At 53.9% G+C, this 15,564-nt stretch carries 16 protein-coding genes and 1 other RNA gene; 6 read left to right on the top strand and 11 right to left on the bottom strand.

The features are described from left to right. Positions 1-279: 279 nt before the first annotated feature. On the top strand, positions 280-1,479 hold the full coding sequence (locus CHU32_RS07765; protein WP_103674940.1) for an enolase C-terminal domain-like protein: 1,200 nt from the start codon (positions 280-282) through the stop codon (positions 1,477-1,479). A 1-nt stretch (position 1,480) separates the two neighbouring features. Here CHU32_RS07765 and CHU32_RS07760 read toward each other — a convergent pair whose 3' ends face one another. After that, entirely contained in the window at positions 1,481-2,197 is a 717-nt protein-coding gene (locus tag CHU32_RS07760; RefSeq protein ID WP_103674939.1) for a GntR family transcriptional regulator, read from the bottom strand. A 101-nt stretch (positions 2,198-2,298) separates the two neighbouring features. Here CHU32_RS07760 and CHU32_RS07755 point away from each other — a divergent pair, with 101 nt between their 5' ends. Further along, a complete protein-coding gene (locus tag CHU32_RS07755; RefSeq protein WP_103674938.1) occupies positions 2,299-3,846 on the top strand; it encodes an EAL domain-containing protein in 1,548 nt (515 codons plus the stop codon). A gap of 5 nt (positions 3,847-3,851) precedes the next feature. Further along, on the top strand, positions 3,852-4,397 hold the full coding sequence (locus CHU32_RS07750) for a flavin reductase family protein (RefSeq protein ID WP_103674937.1): 546 nt from the start codon (positions 3,852-3,854) through the stop codon (positions 4,395-4,397). A gap of 148 nt (positions 4,398-4,545) precedes the next feature. On the opposite strand, the gene CHU32_RS07745 is transcribed toward CHU32_RS07750, so the two are convergent. The 3 genes from CHU32_RS07745 to ffs form a co-directional block, all read right to left on the bottom strand. After that, complete coding sequence (locus tag CHU32_RS07745) at positions 4,546-4,761, bottom strand: hypothetical protein (RefSeq protein ID WP_103674936.1); 216 nt, start codon at positions 4,759-4,761, stop codon at positions 4,546-4,548. Continuing rightward, complete coding sequence (locus CHU32_RS07740) at positions 4,758-5,006, bottom strand: hypothetical protein (protein WP_103674935.1); 249 nt, start codon at positions 5,004-5,006, stop codon at positions 4,758-4,760. Before CHU32_RS07740 ends, CHU32_RS07745 begins: the two co-directional genes overlap by 4 nt. A 236-nt stretch (positions 5,007-5,242) precedes the next feature. Then, positions 5,243-5,339, bottom strand: an RNA gene (ffs, locus tag CHU32_RS07735) — signal recognition particle sRNA small type. Between the two features lie 169 nt (positions 5,340-5,508). Here ffs and CHU32_RS07730 point away from each other — a divergent pair. Beyond that, positions 5,509-5,820, top strand: a complete 312-nt coding sequence (locus CHU32_RS07730; protein ID WP_103674934.1) for an MGMT family protein — start codon at positions 5,509-5,511, stop codon at positions 5,818-5,820. A 33-nt stretch (positions 5,821-5,853) separates the two neighbouring features. On the opposite strand, the gene CHU32_RS07725 is transcribed toward CHU32_RS07730, so the two are convergent. Continuing rightward, entirely contained in the window at positions 5,854-6,423 is a 570-nt protein-coding gene (locus tag CHU32_RS07725; RefSeq protein ID WP_103674933.1) for a YbaY family lipoprotein, read from the bottom strand. A 203-nt stretch (positions 6,424-6,626) separates the two neighbouring features. Here CHU32_RS07725 and tesB point away from each other — a divergent pair, with 203 nt between their 5' ends. Beyond that, complete coding sequence (tesB, locus tag CHU32_RS07720) at positions 6,627-7,493, top strand: acyl-CoA thioesterase II (protein WP_103674932.1); 867 nt, start codon at positions 6,627-6,629, stop codon at positions 7,491-7,493. Between the two features lie 69 nt (positions 7,494-7,562). On the opposite strand, the gene amtB is transcribed toward tesB, so the two are convergent. The 5 genes from amtB to CHU32_RS07695 all read right to left on the bottom strand — a co-directional run bounded on the left by amtB (position 7,563) and on the right by CHU32_RS07695 (position 13,493). After that, positions 7,563-8,849 (bottom strand): ammonium transporter AmtB, encoded by a 1,287-nt coding sequence (gene amtB, locus CHU32_RS07715; protein ID WP_103674931.1) that lies wholly within the window; start codon positions 8,847-8,849, stop codon positions 7,563-7,565. A gap of 31 nt (positions 8,850-8,880) precedes the next feature. Beyond that, positions 8,881-9,219, bottom strand: a complete 339-nt coding sequence (gene glnK / locus CHU32_RS07710) for a P-II family nitrogen regulator (RefSeq protein ID WP_025861672.1) — start codon at positions 9,217-9,219, stop codon at positions 8,881-8,883. A 232-nt stretch (positions 9,220-9,451) separates the two neighbouring features. Beyond that, entirely contained in the window at positions 9,452-11,230 is a 1,779-nt protein-coding gene (locus tag CHU32_RS07705) for a SmdB family multidrug efflux ABC transporter permease/ATP-binding protein (RefSeq protein ID WP_103674930.1), read from the bottom strand. Beyond that, on the bottom strand, positions 11,223-12,986 hold the full coding sequence (locus tag CHU32_RS07700) for a SmdA family multidrug ABC transporter permease/ATP-binding protein (protein ID WP_103674929.1): 1,764 nt from the start codon (positions 12,984-12,986) through the stop codon (positions 11,223-11,225). Before CHU32_RS07700 ends, CHU32_RS07705 begins: the two co-directional genes overlap by 8 nt. A gap of 48 nt (positions 12,987-13,034) precedes the next feature. Continuing rightward, complete coding sequence (locus CHU32_RS07695) at positions 13,035-13,493, bottom strand: Lrp/AsnC family transcriptional regulator (protein WP_176691628.1); 459 nt, start codon at positions 13,491-13,493, stop codon at positions 13,035-13,037. A 115-nt stretch (positions 13,494-13,608) separates the two neighbouring features. Between CHU32_RS07695 and CHU32_RS07690 the strand changes: the two genes are divergently transcribed. Next, positions 13,609-14,655, top strand: a complete 1,047-nt coding sequence (locus tag CHU32_RS07690) for a PLP-dependent cysteine synthase family protein (RefSeq protein ID WP_103674927.1) — start codon at positions 13,609-13,611, stop codon at positions 14,653-14,655. Positions 14,656-14,696: 41 nt separating this feature from the next. Here CHU32_RS07690 and cof read toward each other — a convergent pair whose 3' ends face one another. Further along, positions 14,697-15,515, bottom strand: a complete 819-nt coding sequence (gene cof, locus CHU32_RS07685; RefSeq protein ID WP_103674926.1) for an HMP-PP phosphatase — start codon at positions 15,513-15,515, stop codon at positions 14,697-14,699. Between the last annotated feature and the right edge of the window lie 49 nt (positions 15,516-15,564).

Below are 15,564 nucleotides of genomic sequence, written 5' to 3'. Positions count from 1 at the left end.
GCCGGATACTTTGTTGGAGTGAATCGCTGTCACAGAGAGTAGAGAAACCAGAACAACAAAACAAACCAATAAAATTTGAGCAGGTTCACATTTTGGCCTTATACACCCGTTAAAAGAGGTTAAAAGGTAAAATTGGTATGGTTTACAATTAAAAAAATTAAAAATAACTGACCAAAATAAATAATAAAAAAACGGTTTACCCTTCCACAGTTTTTAGGGGATGATAATCAGAAAATTGCATTAAGTGAATGTGTTCACCGCCGTACAGGAGTATTTGCCGTGACCCCTACCATCATTAAGAACATCGAGTGTTTTGTCACCCGCCCTGACCGTCATAACCTGGTTACCGTGCGGGTAACGACGGATAAGGGCGTCACGGGCCATGGTTGCGCGACCTTCCAGCAGCGTCCGCTGGCGGTGAAAACGTTGGTCGAGGAGTATCTCACTCCACTGCTGGTGGGTCGCGATGCGAATCATATTGAAGACCTGTGGCAAATGATGAACGTCAACGCTTACTGGCGTAATGGCCCGGTAATGAATAACGCCATTTCCGGCGTCGATATGGCGTTATGGGATATCAAATCTCAGCTCGCCGATATGCCGCTCTATCAGCTGCTGGGAGGTAAATCCCGCGATGCGATTGCCGCTTATACTCACGCCAGCGGCGAAACGCTTGAGGAACTTTTTGCAGCCGTTGACGGCTTACGGGCGCAGGGATATCGACATATTCGCTGTCAGCTCGGTTTTTACGGTGGCACGCCCACGCAGATGCATACGCCGGAGCACCCCACGGCGGGTGCGTATTTTTCACAGGAAGAGTACCTGCATAACACCGTTGCCATGTTCCGGGCGCTGCGGGAGAAATACGGCGAGACGTTGAATATTTTGCACGATGTCCATGAGCGGCTCTTTCCACAGCAGGCGGTACAACTGGCAAAACAGCTCGAACCTTACCGTCCGTGGTTTCTTGAAGATATTCTTGCGCCGCAGCAGAGCGCCTGGCTGGATCAGGTTCGCCAGCACAGCAGCGTGCCGCTGGCGATGGGCGAGCTATTTAATAATCCGGCTGAGTGGCACGATCTGATTATTAACCGCCGTATTGATTTCATCCGCTGCCACATTTCACAAATTGGCGGCATCACCCCTGCGCTTAAACTGGCAGTGCTGTGTCAGGCATTTGGTATTCGCCTGGCGTGGCACGGCCCTGGCGATATGAGTCCTATCGGCGTGGCGGTGAATACGCATCTGAATATTCATTTGCATAATGCGGCAATTCAGGAGTTCATTGCGCGTTCCGCTACAACCGATGCCGTTTTTCCTGGCGCGCCCCAGGTTAAAGACGGGTTTATTTATCCGCCGGAACAGCCCGGGATCGGCGTGACGTTTGATCATGCGCTGGCGGAGCGCTACCCGGTGGTTTACCGCCCGCACGAATGGACCCAAAGCCGGCTGGCAGACGGGACTATCCACACGCCATGATTCAGGACGATCCCTGACGCCAGGCGAGATTATCGCGATTGTGGGGAATGACGTAGGTGCAGGTGTAATTGATATCAATAATATCGCTGATTTCAAACACCTGGCCGTCGCTTAAGATCCCACGATTATTAATGTGCATCGCCGGACTGCCTTTTTTACAGCCCAGCAGCGCTGCCTGCTCGCGGCTGACGCTAACCGCCCGATAGCTGGTGAGCAAATGTGAAATCTGGTAGCCCTTACTGAGCACATATTGCTGTAGTGATTGCTCAATAACCTGCTGATTCAGATCGGTGAATAGCGTTACCGGCATACGCGAGACTTCAATTTGTACGGCGCTTTCGTCCACATAACGCAGGCGACAAAACTGCCAGATAAATGTCTGCTCATTAATGCCAAAAATTTGCTGCTCATCACGGTCGGGCCGCTTTTTATGCAGGCTAATGGTGCGAAAACGGATCTGGTCGAAACGTTTTTCCGTAATTGAGTTATACACCAGCGGATTGTTACGGGCAGAGGTGTTGATCCAGATCCCCGACCCCTGCACGATCCGCACGACGCCAATGCGCACCAGTCTTTCCAGCGCCTGACGAATCGTAAATCGTGATACGCCGTACTCTTCGGCAAGCTGGCGCTCTGGCGGGAGTTTACGTGGACCAGAGGGATCATTCTGATAGATCTTGCTGAGCAGATCCTGGGTAACAAACTCGCTTTTTTTCATTGCGCTCTCGCCAAATAAAATCACGGTATGATAGCGGATTGAGCGCTATTATTTGCAGAATATCTTTTCTGCCTGCCCTTATTTCCACAGGAACAGCAACTATGCGAACCCGGCGTCTGATAGTATTGATCTCCGGCGTGCTTATTCTCACCGCGCTATTGCCGGTCAGCCTGAGCGTCTGGATGGCACATCAACATGCCAGCCGGCAATTTACTGATGAGCTGCAACGCTTCTCTGACAGAGTCATACTGCGCACAGAAAAGGTGGCAACCCAGGCTGAAGAGGCGCTACAACAGCTGGAAACCCTTCAGATGATACCGTGTAGCGATGCGCATTTGCTGGAGATGCGTCGGATTTCTTACAGCCGGCGTTACATTCAGGAAATTCTCTATCTCAATCAAGGTCAGCCAGTCTGTTCATCTTTTGAAGGCATGAACACCAGCGGTACGTTTCCCGCGCCACTCACCCTGACCCCAAAGGGGTACCGCTTCTGGTATACCGCAAAAAGCGATTTAGGCATCCACCGTAATATGGCGGCCCTCGGCAGCTCACACTACGTAATAATGATCGATCCTGATGCTTTAATTGACGTCATTCCGTATGGCCCTTGGCCGATAAATGTGGCGTTGATTGGCGTTAAAAACAATCTATTAATTGCCAGTAGTGCCCCCCTTGCCAACGAGGTGTGGACGCAGGCAGCGCGTACCGGACAGACGTCGTTTTCTCATGGCAACACGATGTACCACGTCAGCCGTTATCCTGAACTGAACATCGCTATCCTTACCTGGGCGTCCTTAACGCCGCTGGATAACGACTGGCGGCATCAGTTACTGTACTGGCTCCCCTTTGGCGGCATTGTCAGTGTAGTGGCAGCCTGGCTCATCATGCGCATACTGCGCCGTCTCCAGTCGCCGCGCCAGCGGCTGCTGGACGCCATCCGTGCCCGAGATATTATCGTTTATTATCAGCCCATTATCGCCCTGGAAGATGGCCGTCTGGCTGGCGCAGAAGCCTTAGCTCGCTGGCCGCAGCCCGATGGCACATTTCTCGCGCCGGATATTTTTATCCACCTGGCAGAACAAACGGGTTTAATGGCACCGCTGACGGAATTGATTGTCGATCGCGTGTTTACCGATCTGGGCGCATGGCTTCAGCAGCATCCCGATTGCCATATTTCTATTAATATAGCCGCCAGCGATTTGCTTTCTCCTTCCCTGCCTGCACGCTTAGCGCGGCATATCGCGCACTGGCAGCTTCGTCCGGCGCAAATTGCTCTGGAACTAACCGAACGCAGTTTTACCGATCCTGCCATGAGCGCCCCCGTCATTGCGCGCTACCGACAGGCGGGGCATGCTATTTATATCGATGATTTTGGCACCGGTTTTTCGAGTCTCAGCTATTTGCAGAATATCGAAGCGGACCTGCTTAAGATCGATAAGTCTTTTATTGAGGCGCTCGAATACAATAACGTGACGCCACATATTATTAAAATGGCCCGAACGCTTCATCTGGAAATGGTTGCGGAAGGTATTGAGACAGCGCAGCAAGAATCCTGGTTTCGCGAACATGGCGTACAATATGGTCAGGGGTGGTTTTACAGTAAGGCCCTCGATAAGCTCTCGTTTATCGCCTGGGCCAGCAGGAGATAACGCCGATGAAAAAACAGCAATGGCCGGTGGAAGATGTCCGTCACTGGCTGGAACCGGGTCCGGTCGTCCTCATCAGCAGCCGCTGGCAGGATCAGGATAATATCATGACGCTTGGCTGGCATACGATCCTCGAATTTTCGCCTTCGCTGATAGGTTGCATGATTTCAGCGGGTAACCTCAGCTTTGAGCGCATTCGCAACAGCGGTGAATGCGTCATTAACCTGCCCGATGCGGCGATGGCCGATACGGTGGCGAAAATTGGTAACTGTAGCGGTACCAACACGAATAAGTTTGAGACCTTCTCACTGACGGCAGAAACCAGCGAGCGGGTCAGCGCACCTTCTATTGCCGAATGCCATGCCAATTTTGAGTGCCGGTTGTACGATGACGCCATGGTCGAGCGCTACAACTTTTTTATTTTTGAAGTGGTGGCCGCGCGGGTAAAACCGAAGCCGGAGTGGCCGCAAACGCTTCACTACACCGGGGATGGCGTGTTTCGCACCGACGGTGCTCTCATTGAGCGCAGGGCATTATTTACGAAAGTATCCTGACGTTACGCCAGCACATAAAATAGCGGCGGGTTACGTAACCCGCCGTAAACGTCATCCATGAACGAGATGAGGTGGATCGATCTTCTCATTTTTTTGTCATCATGACGTTTTGCTGTTTCGCCTTAATGACGGAAACATGACAACAGCATTATTGCTGAGGGGGGATAGGGAATCCTTTCAATGCGATGATAAAACTTCCGCCCTCTTTTTTAATTTTCGCCCCGGTATCGCACCAGTCAGAGGCAATACGAAAAAACTCATCGCTGCCAACATTCCAGTTAAGGCGGACCTGTTTAACATAGCCTGAACGTAAAAGTTCACAGGCTTCGGCATAGTTACGCGCTACTGAGGTTTGTGGTTTCATTTTCTCTTCTTCAGAATTTTTCGTAATGCTTTGATTTCTTTAGGAGTGAAAGGAGTGACTTCCTCTTCAGTATGCTGACTGTCAATGTCATCTTCCGAGACGTCCGCGTCATCGGTAATCTCGAAGGCCGACAGTAATAATTTCTCCGTTGCTGTACTCAAATTTTCATTATTTTCTTCTGCATACCGACGAAGTTTTTCTTTTAGCGTCTCATCAATTTTTACATTTAAGACTACAGTGGCCATGGTTAACGCTTCCCTTGTAGGTAATATACAACGTTAATTTATTGTCCGTTCCACAGATAAATTCTATCCCGAAACTAATCCCATTGTTATTGTGCCTGCCGTTTGTGACAGAAGAATGAAAGATTCTTTTCAGGATTATTACAATCGATTGGGTAAAACCTTAAGGTGAATAATTTTGAGGCTAATGGCAGGATGCAAAGCAAGCCGAAAAAATGAAGCGCAGAAATGGGTGGGGGCCCTGCCAGCTACATCCCGGCACACACGTCATCTGCTCTGGCTGCTTCCTTCCGGACCTGACCTGGTAAACAGAGTAGCGTTGCGGGAGAACCAACAGAGCCCCCATTGAGAGCGTTGTAACCAACGCGCAGGCGCATTATCACTGCTGCGAGTGGCAATTGCAAGCCAGGGGAAACCGTATGCTGGTTTATTGCACAGCGCCTTTCAGGCTTCACACCGCCTGCCTGTCCGCTTATGCTACCCCTTCTATACACAGGAGCAGGCCATGGACCCAGAAGATTCATTTCCGCAGCGCGTCTGGCAAATCGTTGCCGCCATACCCGAGGGATACGTCACCACCTATGGTGATGTCGCCCGACTGGCAGGCTCTTCCCGTGCTGCGCGCCAGGTGGGAGGTGTACTCAAACGTCTGCCGGAAGGATCTACCCTGCCATGGCACAGGGTGGTTAACCGTCACGGTACGATTTCACTGACCGGACCAGATCTCCAGCGTCAGCGGCAGGCCTTGTTAGCGGAGGGTGTATACGTGTCGGGAAGCGGGAAAATTGATTTGCAGCGCTATCGGTGGATATTTTAAACGCCCTCACCGGTGACGATGAGGGCGGAGATTTTAATAGACCGTAGGAGCAGGTACAGCTGACGACGGGGTAATTTGCGTCGGCGACGTTGACGGAACCGTCGTCGCTGCACCGCCACCAGACTGAAGCGGTACGGCAGTCTGTGGTACCGGGACCAGGGTCAGGTCAACTTTAGTACCGCCCTGATTAATAACCGGTTTCACACCATCAGTAATAAACACCAGTTTATCTTTAACCGTAATAGCCGCACTCAGCAGAATGCGGGCATTCGGCTGAATATCCGAGGGGTTAAAGGGCAGCACATAGCTGTACGGAGGCTGTTTACCCTCGGTACGAACGGCTTTCTGCGCAATCACTTTTGATGGGGCATCAGACTGGGACGCATCAGAAACAGTGACAGTTAATACCGCATCAGGCGGTAAAGCCACTTTCTGACGAATCCACACGGTACCGGAAACATTAGGCTGCTGTATGACAGACTTTGAGGCTACACCAGACGTATTGGGGTTGAGCGCTGGGGTCTGAATATCTGCACTTTTATCAGCACAGGCCGCCAGAGCAACCGCTACGGCAATACCACTTAACATGTGCACGACTTTCATTACGTTCTCCTTATACGCTATGCACTGCGAGATTGATTCCCACCAGATGAGTGGTTAACTAAAAGACAACGTGGTTAAGTGTGGCACAAGTCACTTATTTTTGCCTGGAATCAGGCCGTTAATCAGATTTTTGAACGCATCGGACCACTTCACTTTCTGGGTTATAATGAACCGTACAGCCCGCTATTTACTTGAGGAAAGCTATGAGTCAGGCGTTAAGCAATTTGCTGACATTATTAAATCTGGAAAAAATTGAAGAAGGGCTTTTTCGCGGCCAGAGCGAAGATTTAGGCCTGCGCCAGGTCTTTGGCGGTCAGGTAGTGGGTCAGGCACTTTATGCGGCAAAAGAAACTGTGCCGGAAGAGCGGCTGGTGCACTCTTTCCACAGCTATTTTTTGCGACCTGGTGATAGCCAGAAACCCATCATTTATGACGTTGAAGTGTTGCGTGATGGTAATAGCTTCAGCGCCCGCCGTGTGGCCGCCGTGCAAAACGGCAAGCCGATTTTTTATATGACCGCCTCGTTTCAGGCACCGGAATCAGGTTATGAGCATCAGAAAATCATGCCACCAGCCCCTGCGCCAGATTCGCTGAAATCAGAAACGGATATCGCCCGTGCGCTGGCGCATTTACTGCCGCCGCAGGTGAAAGATAAATTTCTCAGCGAAAAACCGCTGGAGATCCGCCCGGTAGAGTTCCATAACCCACTGAAAGGCCATGTTGCAGAACCAACGCGTCAGGTGTGGATGCGCGCCAATGGCCAGATGCCGGATGATTTACGCGTGCATCAGTCCCTGCTGGGCTACGCCTCTGACTTCAACTTTTTACCGGTGGCGCTTCAACCGCACGGCGTCGGTTTTCTGGAAAAAGGGATGCAGGTGGCGACTATCGATCACTCCATGTGGTTCCATCGCCCGTTTACGCTGAACGACTGGCTGCTGTATAGCGTGGAAAGCACCTCGGCCTCCAGCGCACGCGGCTTTGTGCGCGGCGAATTTTATACCCAGGATGGCGTGCTGGTGGCGTCGACCGTCCAGGAAGGGGTAATGCGCAATCGTAGTAACGGCTAATCTGACAGCGCCTGAAAAAGCTCCCCCGAGAATAAGACGGCCGGGCAGGCATCCTGCCCGGCACGTTTATCAGGCGTTATAGGCATTCTCGCCGTGGCTGTTAACATCCAGCCCTTCGCGCTCCTGTTCTTCCGGTACGCGCAGCCCAACGGTCATATCTGCCAGTTTATAGCCAATGAAAGCCACTACCGCTGACCAGACAATCGTAATGGCGATGCTTTCAAGCTGTACCAGCACCTGATGGCCCATCGTCACACCTTCCGCATAGCCAACGCCGCCGAGAGAGGTCGCCGCAAAGATCCCGGTGAGGATACAGCCGACGATGCCGCACACGCCGTGGACGCCAAACACATCACACGGATCGTCAACGCGCAGTACGCGTTTGAGCATCGTTACGCCCCACAGCCCTGCCAGACCCGCCGCGATACCGACGATCAGTGCGCCGCCGACGCCGATGTAACCACAGGCAGGCGTGACGCCAACCAGTCCGGCAATCGCGCCTGAGCAGGCACCCAGCAGGGAAGGTTTACCGCGGGTGATCCACTCGCCGAACACCCACGCCAGAATGGCTGCTGCCGTGGCGACAACGGTATTGACGAAAGCCAGCGCCGCGATTTCGTTGGCCGCGCTTGCCGACCCGGCGTTAAAGCCAAACCAGCCGACATACAGAATAGCGGTACCGGTGAACACCATCGGCAGGTTGTGCGGTTTAAACGCTTCTTTACCGAAGCCCACGCGTTTGCCAATCAGATACGCGCCTACCAGCCCGGCAATCGCCGCGTTAATATGCACCACCGTGCCGCCCGCGAAATCCAGCGCACCGTGGGTAGCAAGCAGACCGCCGCCCCAGACCATATGTGCAATCGGGATGTAGGAGAGCGTCAGCCATACCACCACGAAAATCAGCACCGCGGAGAAGCGAATACGTTCCGCCAGCGCACCAACAATCAATCCAACAGTAATGCAGGCGAACGATCCCTGGAAAGCAACGTGGATATACTGATAGAAGCTGCCCATAACCGCCGTCAGCTCGATGTTTTTCAGCATTGCCCAGTTAAAGTTACCAAAGAAGCTGTTGCCCTCGCCGAAGGCCAGCGAGTAGCCGTAAATCACCCACAGCACGCAGACCAGGGCGAACGTCACCGTCACCTGCGTGAGCATTGAAAGCACGTTTTTGCCGCGGATCAGGCCGCCGTAAAACAAAGCAATGCCGGGAATAGTCATAAACAGGACCAGCGCGGTACAAATCATCATAAACGCGTTATCAGCTTTATCAGCCACCGCCGGTGCGGCCATGGCAAGGCCAGGTAACAGCGCCGCAGCACCCAGAGCCGTTTTCATCGTTGCTATCTTCATTTTCTTGTTCCCTATCACTGTGTGCCAGGAGTTAAAGTGCCGCTTCGTCGGCTTCGCCGGTACGAATGCGAATAACGCGTTGCAGCTCGGCGACAAAAATCTTGCCGTCGCCAATTTTTCCGGTGTAGGCCGCTTTACTGATGATGTCGATGACTTCATCCAGCTGATCGTCAGCGATAGCCACATCAATCTTGACCTTTGGCAGAAAGTTAACGCTGTACTCTGCCCCCCGATAGAGTTCAGCGTGCCCCTTTTGCCGCCCGAAGCCTTTCACTTCGGTCACGGTCAGCCCCTGAATACCAATAGAAGAGAGCGCTTCACGCACGTCCTCGAGTTTAAATGGCTTAATTACCACTGTTACCAGCTTCATAGATCCCCTCCAGTCAGAATTCAGTTTTGGCCGCAGCTCACACGGATGAAGTAAAGCAAGCGGCGTGCCAGAAATGGTTTTTGCGTGACAGGTGCGGGAAGACGCCAGCAGAAAAGTGTGACCGGGGTTCAGATTGTGGCAGCACAAAAAAAACGCACCATGCTGGTGCAGGGTGCGGGGGAGTATTGCACCAGAAAATCTCCTGATGCGCAGGTTGCCTGAAAGTAGTGCGTCAGGCAGTCAGCGAGGTGTCCTGTTCACTGGACTGGAGTTCTTCACTCGCAAGTTGAAGCTGGTACATTTGCCAGTAGCGCCCTTTCGCCGCCAGAAGCTGCTGATGCGTTCCCCGCTCTACCGCCTGCCCACGGTGCAAGACCATGATGGTATCGGCCTCCACAATCGTTGACAGACGGTGGGCGATGACAATCAGCGTGGTCTGCTGACGCACTGCCGCCAGCGCCAGCTGGATCGCCCGTTCCGTGCCGGAGTCGATATTGGCGGTCGCTTCGTCAAGGATCAGGATCTGCGGCGTGTCAATCAGCACGCGCGCCAGCGCCAGAAGCTGTTTTTGCCCCACCGAGAGATTATTGCCCTGCTCTCCCAGCTGCGTGTGGATGCCGTCAGGCATTCCGCGCGCCAGGTCTGCAAGCTGCACCGTTTCCAGCGCCTGCCAGACCTGCGCTTCTTCGATTTTACGCCCCAGCGTGACGTTGGTGAGAAATGAATCCGCCAACACCACCGGGTCCTGCTGAACCATTGCCACGCCGTGACGCAACGTTTGATGGCTAAGCGAGGCCAGCGGCCGCCCGTCGAGGCGTATTTCACCCTGGCTCAACGGATAATTGCCCATCAGCAAACTGGCAAGGGTACTTTTACCGCTGCCGGTATGGCCGACCAGCGCGATAAAGCTACGCGAGGGAACGTGCAGATTAATATCCTGCAACACCAGCCGGTCCTGGTGATAGGCAAAAGAAACATTTTCAATGTCGATAGTGCCGCTACGCAGCGGCTGGTCATCACCGCCATAATCCTGACGGGGGCGGTCCATCAACTCAAAAACACGCTCACCGGCAACCACCGCCTGCTGGAGCATTGACTGCTGGGTGGTCAGCTCAATCAGTGGCTCGTTCAGGCGGCCAAGATAGCTAATGAACGCGTAGAGCACCCCGACTTCAATGGTGCCGACCGAGGTAAAACCAAACAGCATCAGCAGGCCGCACAAAACGAGCGCGGAAAACAGGCTCAGCAGCGGACGCAGCAAAAAGCCATCCAGCTTCAGGGTTTGCATCCGCGCCTGGTAATGCGCATAGCTGGCCTCGCGCATCCGCTCGCCAAAGCGGGCCTGCTGGCGGAACTGCTGGATAACACTCATGCCGTTGATGACTTCATTAAAGCCATCGTTGATTTCAGCAAGCCAGGCACGTACCCGGCGGACGATCGGCGTGCTGTAACGCTGGTAAATAAGCATGACGATGATCACTGCCGGGAAGATGGTGATGGCCACCAGCGCCATTCGCCAGTCGAGGCTGAACATGGCAACCAGCATTGCGCCAACCAGCGCCGCACTGCGCAGTACCGTCGCAACGACGGTGACGTAGAGATCGCGAATGACTTCGGTATCATTGGTCACGCGCGAGATAAGCTCGCCGACCGGCTGCGTATCAAAGGCGCTGAGCGGCTGACGCAGCGCAGCGTCCATCACGTCAGTACGCAACTGCTGAACCACGCCTACCGCCGCCCGGTTAAACAGGATCGACTGTGAATAATGCAGCCCGGCCGCCAACAACTGAAGGCCGATATAGGCCGCCGCCAGCCCACAAATCGGCCCCAGTGGCAGGGTGCGCTTTGCGACCATGTTATCGATAAAATAACTGATCAGCAGCGGACCACTCACTTCAGCTACCGCCGCGATCCACAGCATTCCCACGGCCAGGGACAGCGGTTTGCGCCATGGAGAACCATATTTCAGCAGGCGTTTGAGCGTGGGCCATAACTGTCCAAAACTACGCATGGCTGGTCTCCTCCGGCTCATCATCCAGTGCGGCTTCAAGCTGCTGATAGCGATACATATCGCGGTACCATCCAGGCTGAGAGACTAGCTGTTCATGCTCTCCACGCTGACTAATATGTCCCTGTTGCATCACGATAATTTCATCCGCCTCTGTCAGGGCAGACAAGCGATGCGCGCTGATAATCACCGTCCTCCCCTCCCCCCACTGCCGCAGGTTATGCAGGATTTGATGTTCGGTACGGCCATCCACCGCCGACAGGGCGTCATCAAGGATCAGGATTTCTGCATCAACCAGTAGCGCCCGGGCGATTGAGAGGCGCTGTTTTTGCCCACCCGAGAGCATGACCCCGCGCTCGCCAACTTCCGTCTCATAGCCCTGCGGCAGACGCAAAATATCATCATGCACACTGGCAAGACGCGCCACATGCTCGATTTCCTGTTGTGTTGCATCCGGTTTACCCAGCGCAATATTGCGGGCAACGGTATCGGAAAACAAAAACGGCGTCTGATTGACGATAGCCAGACGGCTGCGCCAGTTGTCGATTTGCAGACGGGGAAGCGGAATATCGTGGTAGCGGATTTCACCCCGGTCGACGTCAAAGTGACGCTGGATGAGCGCCAGTAGCGTGCTTTTTCCGGCTCCGGTCGGCCCGCAAATCCCCAGCATTTTTCCGGGCTTCAGCGTGAAATTAACGTTGTTTAGCGTGGGATGCGCCGCGTGCGGCCAGCGGAATTCGGCAATCGCCACCGCCAGCGTGCCGCGCTCCGCTGGCAAAGTTTCACTTCCGTCGTCAACCACCGGCGCTTCCGAAAGCATCGCGCGAATGCGACTGTAAGCCGCGCTGCCGCGCTCCACAATATTAAACATCCACGCCAGCGCCAGCATCGGCCAGATCATCAGCCCGAGATACATAATAAAACTGGTCAGCTCGCCGAGGGTTAAGGTGTTATTAATCACCATCCAGCTGCCGCCGCCAATCGCCAGCAGGTTCGCGGTACCGATGGCGATATAGATGGTGGGATCAAAACGCGCATCAATGCGGGCAACGCGGAGGTTCTTCGCCCCGGTATCCGCCGCATCGGCGGCAAACAGCGCCGACTGACGATCTTCCAGACCAAAAGCTTTGATCATGCGGATGCTGGTCATGCTTTCCTGGGTGCGATCGTTGAGCGACGAAAACGCCGCCTGTGCCAGTTTAAAACGCTCATGCAACTGATCGCCGTTGCGTTTGATCATCAGCGCCATGACCGGCATTGGCACCAGCGCCAGCAAGGTAAGCTGCCAGCTAATTTGCGTTGACATAACAATCAGTACCGCGCAGCCCATCACCAGGGAATCCACCAGCGTTAACACCCCTTCCCCGGCAGCAAAAACCACGCGGTCAACGTCATTAGTTGCGCGGGCAATCAAGTCACCGGTACGGTGACGCAGGTAAAACTCCGGATGTTGACGGCTCAGTTGACGGTAGTAATCTTCCCGCAGTTCAATAGCAAGCTGATAGGACGCGCCGAACAACAGCACGCGCCACACAAAGCGCAGCAAATACACCACCACCGCAATCAGCGCCATCAGCCCTAACCACATCAGGACTTGCGTTGCGCTGTAATGCTGCTGGGTGACACCATCAACGATCACCCCCACGACTTTCGGCGGGATTAGCTGCAGAACAGCAATGATAATGAGCAGGGCAACCGCCCCGAGATAGCGTCGCCACTCCCGGCGGAAGTACCAACTTAATTGAGCAAATAATCGCACGCGATAGAATCCTGAATTCCCGAGTAGCCCGACCACAACGCCGGGAAATTAGTCGATGGGGAGCGCCGTAGTATGTTTGATCTGCTCCATCGCAAAGCTCGATGTGACGTCAGATAAGCCTGGCACGCGGCTGACCAGCCGTTTATAAAATTCATCGTAGCGTTTCATATCAGCGACCTGTACCTGCATCAGATAGTCATACTCCCCCGCCATGCGCCAGACGCCCAGTACTTCAGGCAGCTCGGTGACCACTTTCACCAGCTGGCTGTACCATTCGCTGCTGTGATGCTGCGTTTTAATAAGCACGAACGCGGTTAAGCCCAGCCCGAGTTTTTCCGCATCAAGCAGCGCCACTTTGCCAAGTAGCACTTTATCGTCTTCCAGCTTTTTCAGTCGCTTCCAGCAGGGGGTGGTGGTCAGATTAACGGCATCGGCCAGCGCCTGCAAAGACAGGGTGCAGTCCTGCTGTAATAGCGAAAGCAGCTTACGGTCAATTTTATCTAACACAGCCCTCTCCCGGAGAATAAATTTCTCTTTCAATTGTAATTTAAAGGTTAAATAGCAACAATTTTTTCCGTGCTTTTCGCTACGCTGGGCACAAAATGACAAATGGAAAACCATCATGAACCGCAACTGGGTCAATCATGCCATCAGCGAAATTAATGCTGACTACCAGCGCTCCGCCGACACGCATCTTATTCGCCTGACGCTGCCGGGCTTCAGCGGCATCCCGCTTTATCTGAAAGATGAAAGCACACATCCGACCGGCAGCCTGAAGCACCGCCTGGCGCGCTCGCTGTTTCTGTACGGTCTGTGCAACGGCTGGATCACTGAAGGAACGCCGATTATCGAAGCGTCTTCCGGCTCGACAGCGGTGTCAGAAGCCTATTTCGCGCGTCTGCTGGGGCTGCCGTTCATTGCCGTGATGCCCGCCTGCACGGCCAGACGTAAGATTGAACAAATAGAGTTTTACGGCGGTCGCTGCCACTTCGTGAATAGCGCCTGCGAGATTTATGCCGCCTCTGAAACGCTGGCCCGCGAACTGAACGGTCACTACATGGATCAGTTTACCTTTGCCGAACGCGCAACCGACTGGCGCGGTAATAATAATATTGCCGACAGTATTTTCCGGCAGATGCAGAACGAGCCGCATCCGGTGCCTGCGTTTATTGTGATGAGCGCCGGAACCGGCGGCACGTCAGCCACCATTGGTCGTTATATTCGCTCTCAGGGCTACGATACCCGGCTGGCGGTAGTCGACCCGCAAAACTCAGTGTTTATGGACTACTGGCAAACCCGCGATGCCACCCTGCGCAGCACGGTCGGCAGTAAAATCGAAGGCATTGGCCGCCCGCGTGTTGAGCCGTCGTTTATTCCGCACGTCGTTGACGAGATGCTGCGCGTGCCCGATGCCGCCAGCGTCGCCACCGCGCAGTGGCTGGAAACGCAGCTTGGCCGTAAGGTCGGCGCGTCTACCGGGACCAACATGTGGGGAGCGCTGCAACTGGCTGCCAGAATGCGTGAGCAAGGCCGTTGCGGCGCGATTGTCACCTTGCTGTGTGACAGCGGCGAGCGCTATCTGGAGACCTACTATAACCCGCAGTGGGTGAAGGAAAATATCGGCGACGTGACCCCGTGGAAAGCAGAGCTTGCGCGGCTGACAGAATAAAAAAAGCCAGACTGACGTCTGGCTTGCTGGAAAAAATCTTACTATTCGGGGGAATAAGGAAGATGGGGGTTATCCAGCCAGTGAGCCAAAAAATGGGAGACTGCCTGCGTCTGGCAGTGTCCAATAACCGTTAAGTGGGGCAGAACATTTATAAGCTGCGGCATGGCGTTACCCATAATCAACCCGTGCCCCACGCTTGAAAGCATTTCGCTGTCGTTCATCGCGTCGCCAAAGGCCATACAATCCTGCATTGAAATGCCCAAATGCTGGCTTAACACGCTAAGCGCTGCACCTTTGTTGCATCCTGTGGGCAATACCTCAAGGCAATAAAGGGCAGAAAAACACAGGTGCGCGCGCTCACCCAGTGTCTCCTGTAGCTGAATTTGCAGGCGGCAGAGGTCTTCATGCTCGCCACAAAAACAGATTTTTGTCACCTCATCCAGCGGCACCCGCTGTAAATCGCGGATCTGATAGCGGAAACCGCTGAAGGCATGCGCCTGAAGCAGGAGCGGCATCTCTTTGTCCGTGAACCAGCCGCGGTCATTGAAAATGTGCATGCTGGCATCGGTCTGCCAGTTTCCGTGCAGGACCGCTTGCGCCACATCGGGAGCCAGATCCTGCTGGTGAAGTAGCTCGCCTTCCAGAGAATGAATACGCGTTCCGTTACCGGTGATAAGAAACGCCTCCAGTGCCAGTTCGCCAATCACATGACGCATTTCCAGGGCATGGCGGCCGGTAGCAAACGTCAGCGTAATATCACGATCGCGCAGGCGTTTAAGCGTAGTCAGGGTTTTGTCTCCCAGACGATGGTCCGGCATCAGTAGCGTACCATCCATATCAAATGCAGCCAGTTTGACCATGATCGTATCCCGATAAATGATGCGTTTGTCTTGCGCTTAAGTATCTACC

Origin of the sequence: Superficieibacter electus (genome assembly GCF_002915575.1) — a bacterium.
Classification (GTDB): domain Bacteria; phylum Pseudomonadota; class Gammaproteobacteria; order Enterobacterales; family Enterobacteriaceae; genus Superficieibacter; species Superficieibacter electus.
Note: the sequence above shows the minus strand (reverse complement) of the source record. Positions and strands in the feature narration are given on the sequence as shown.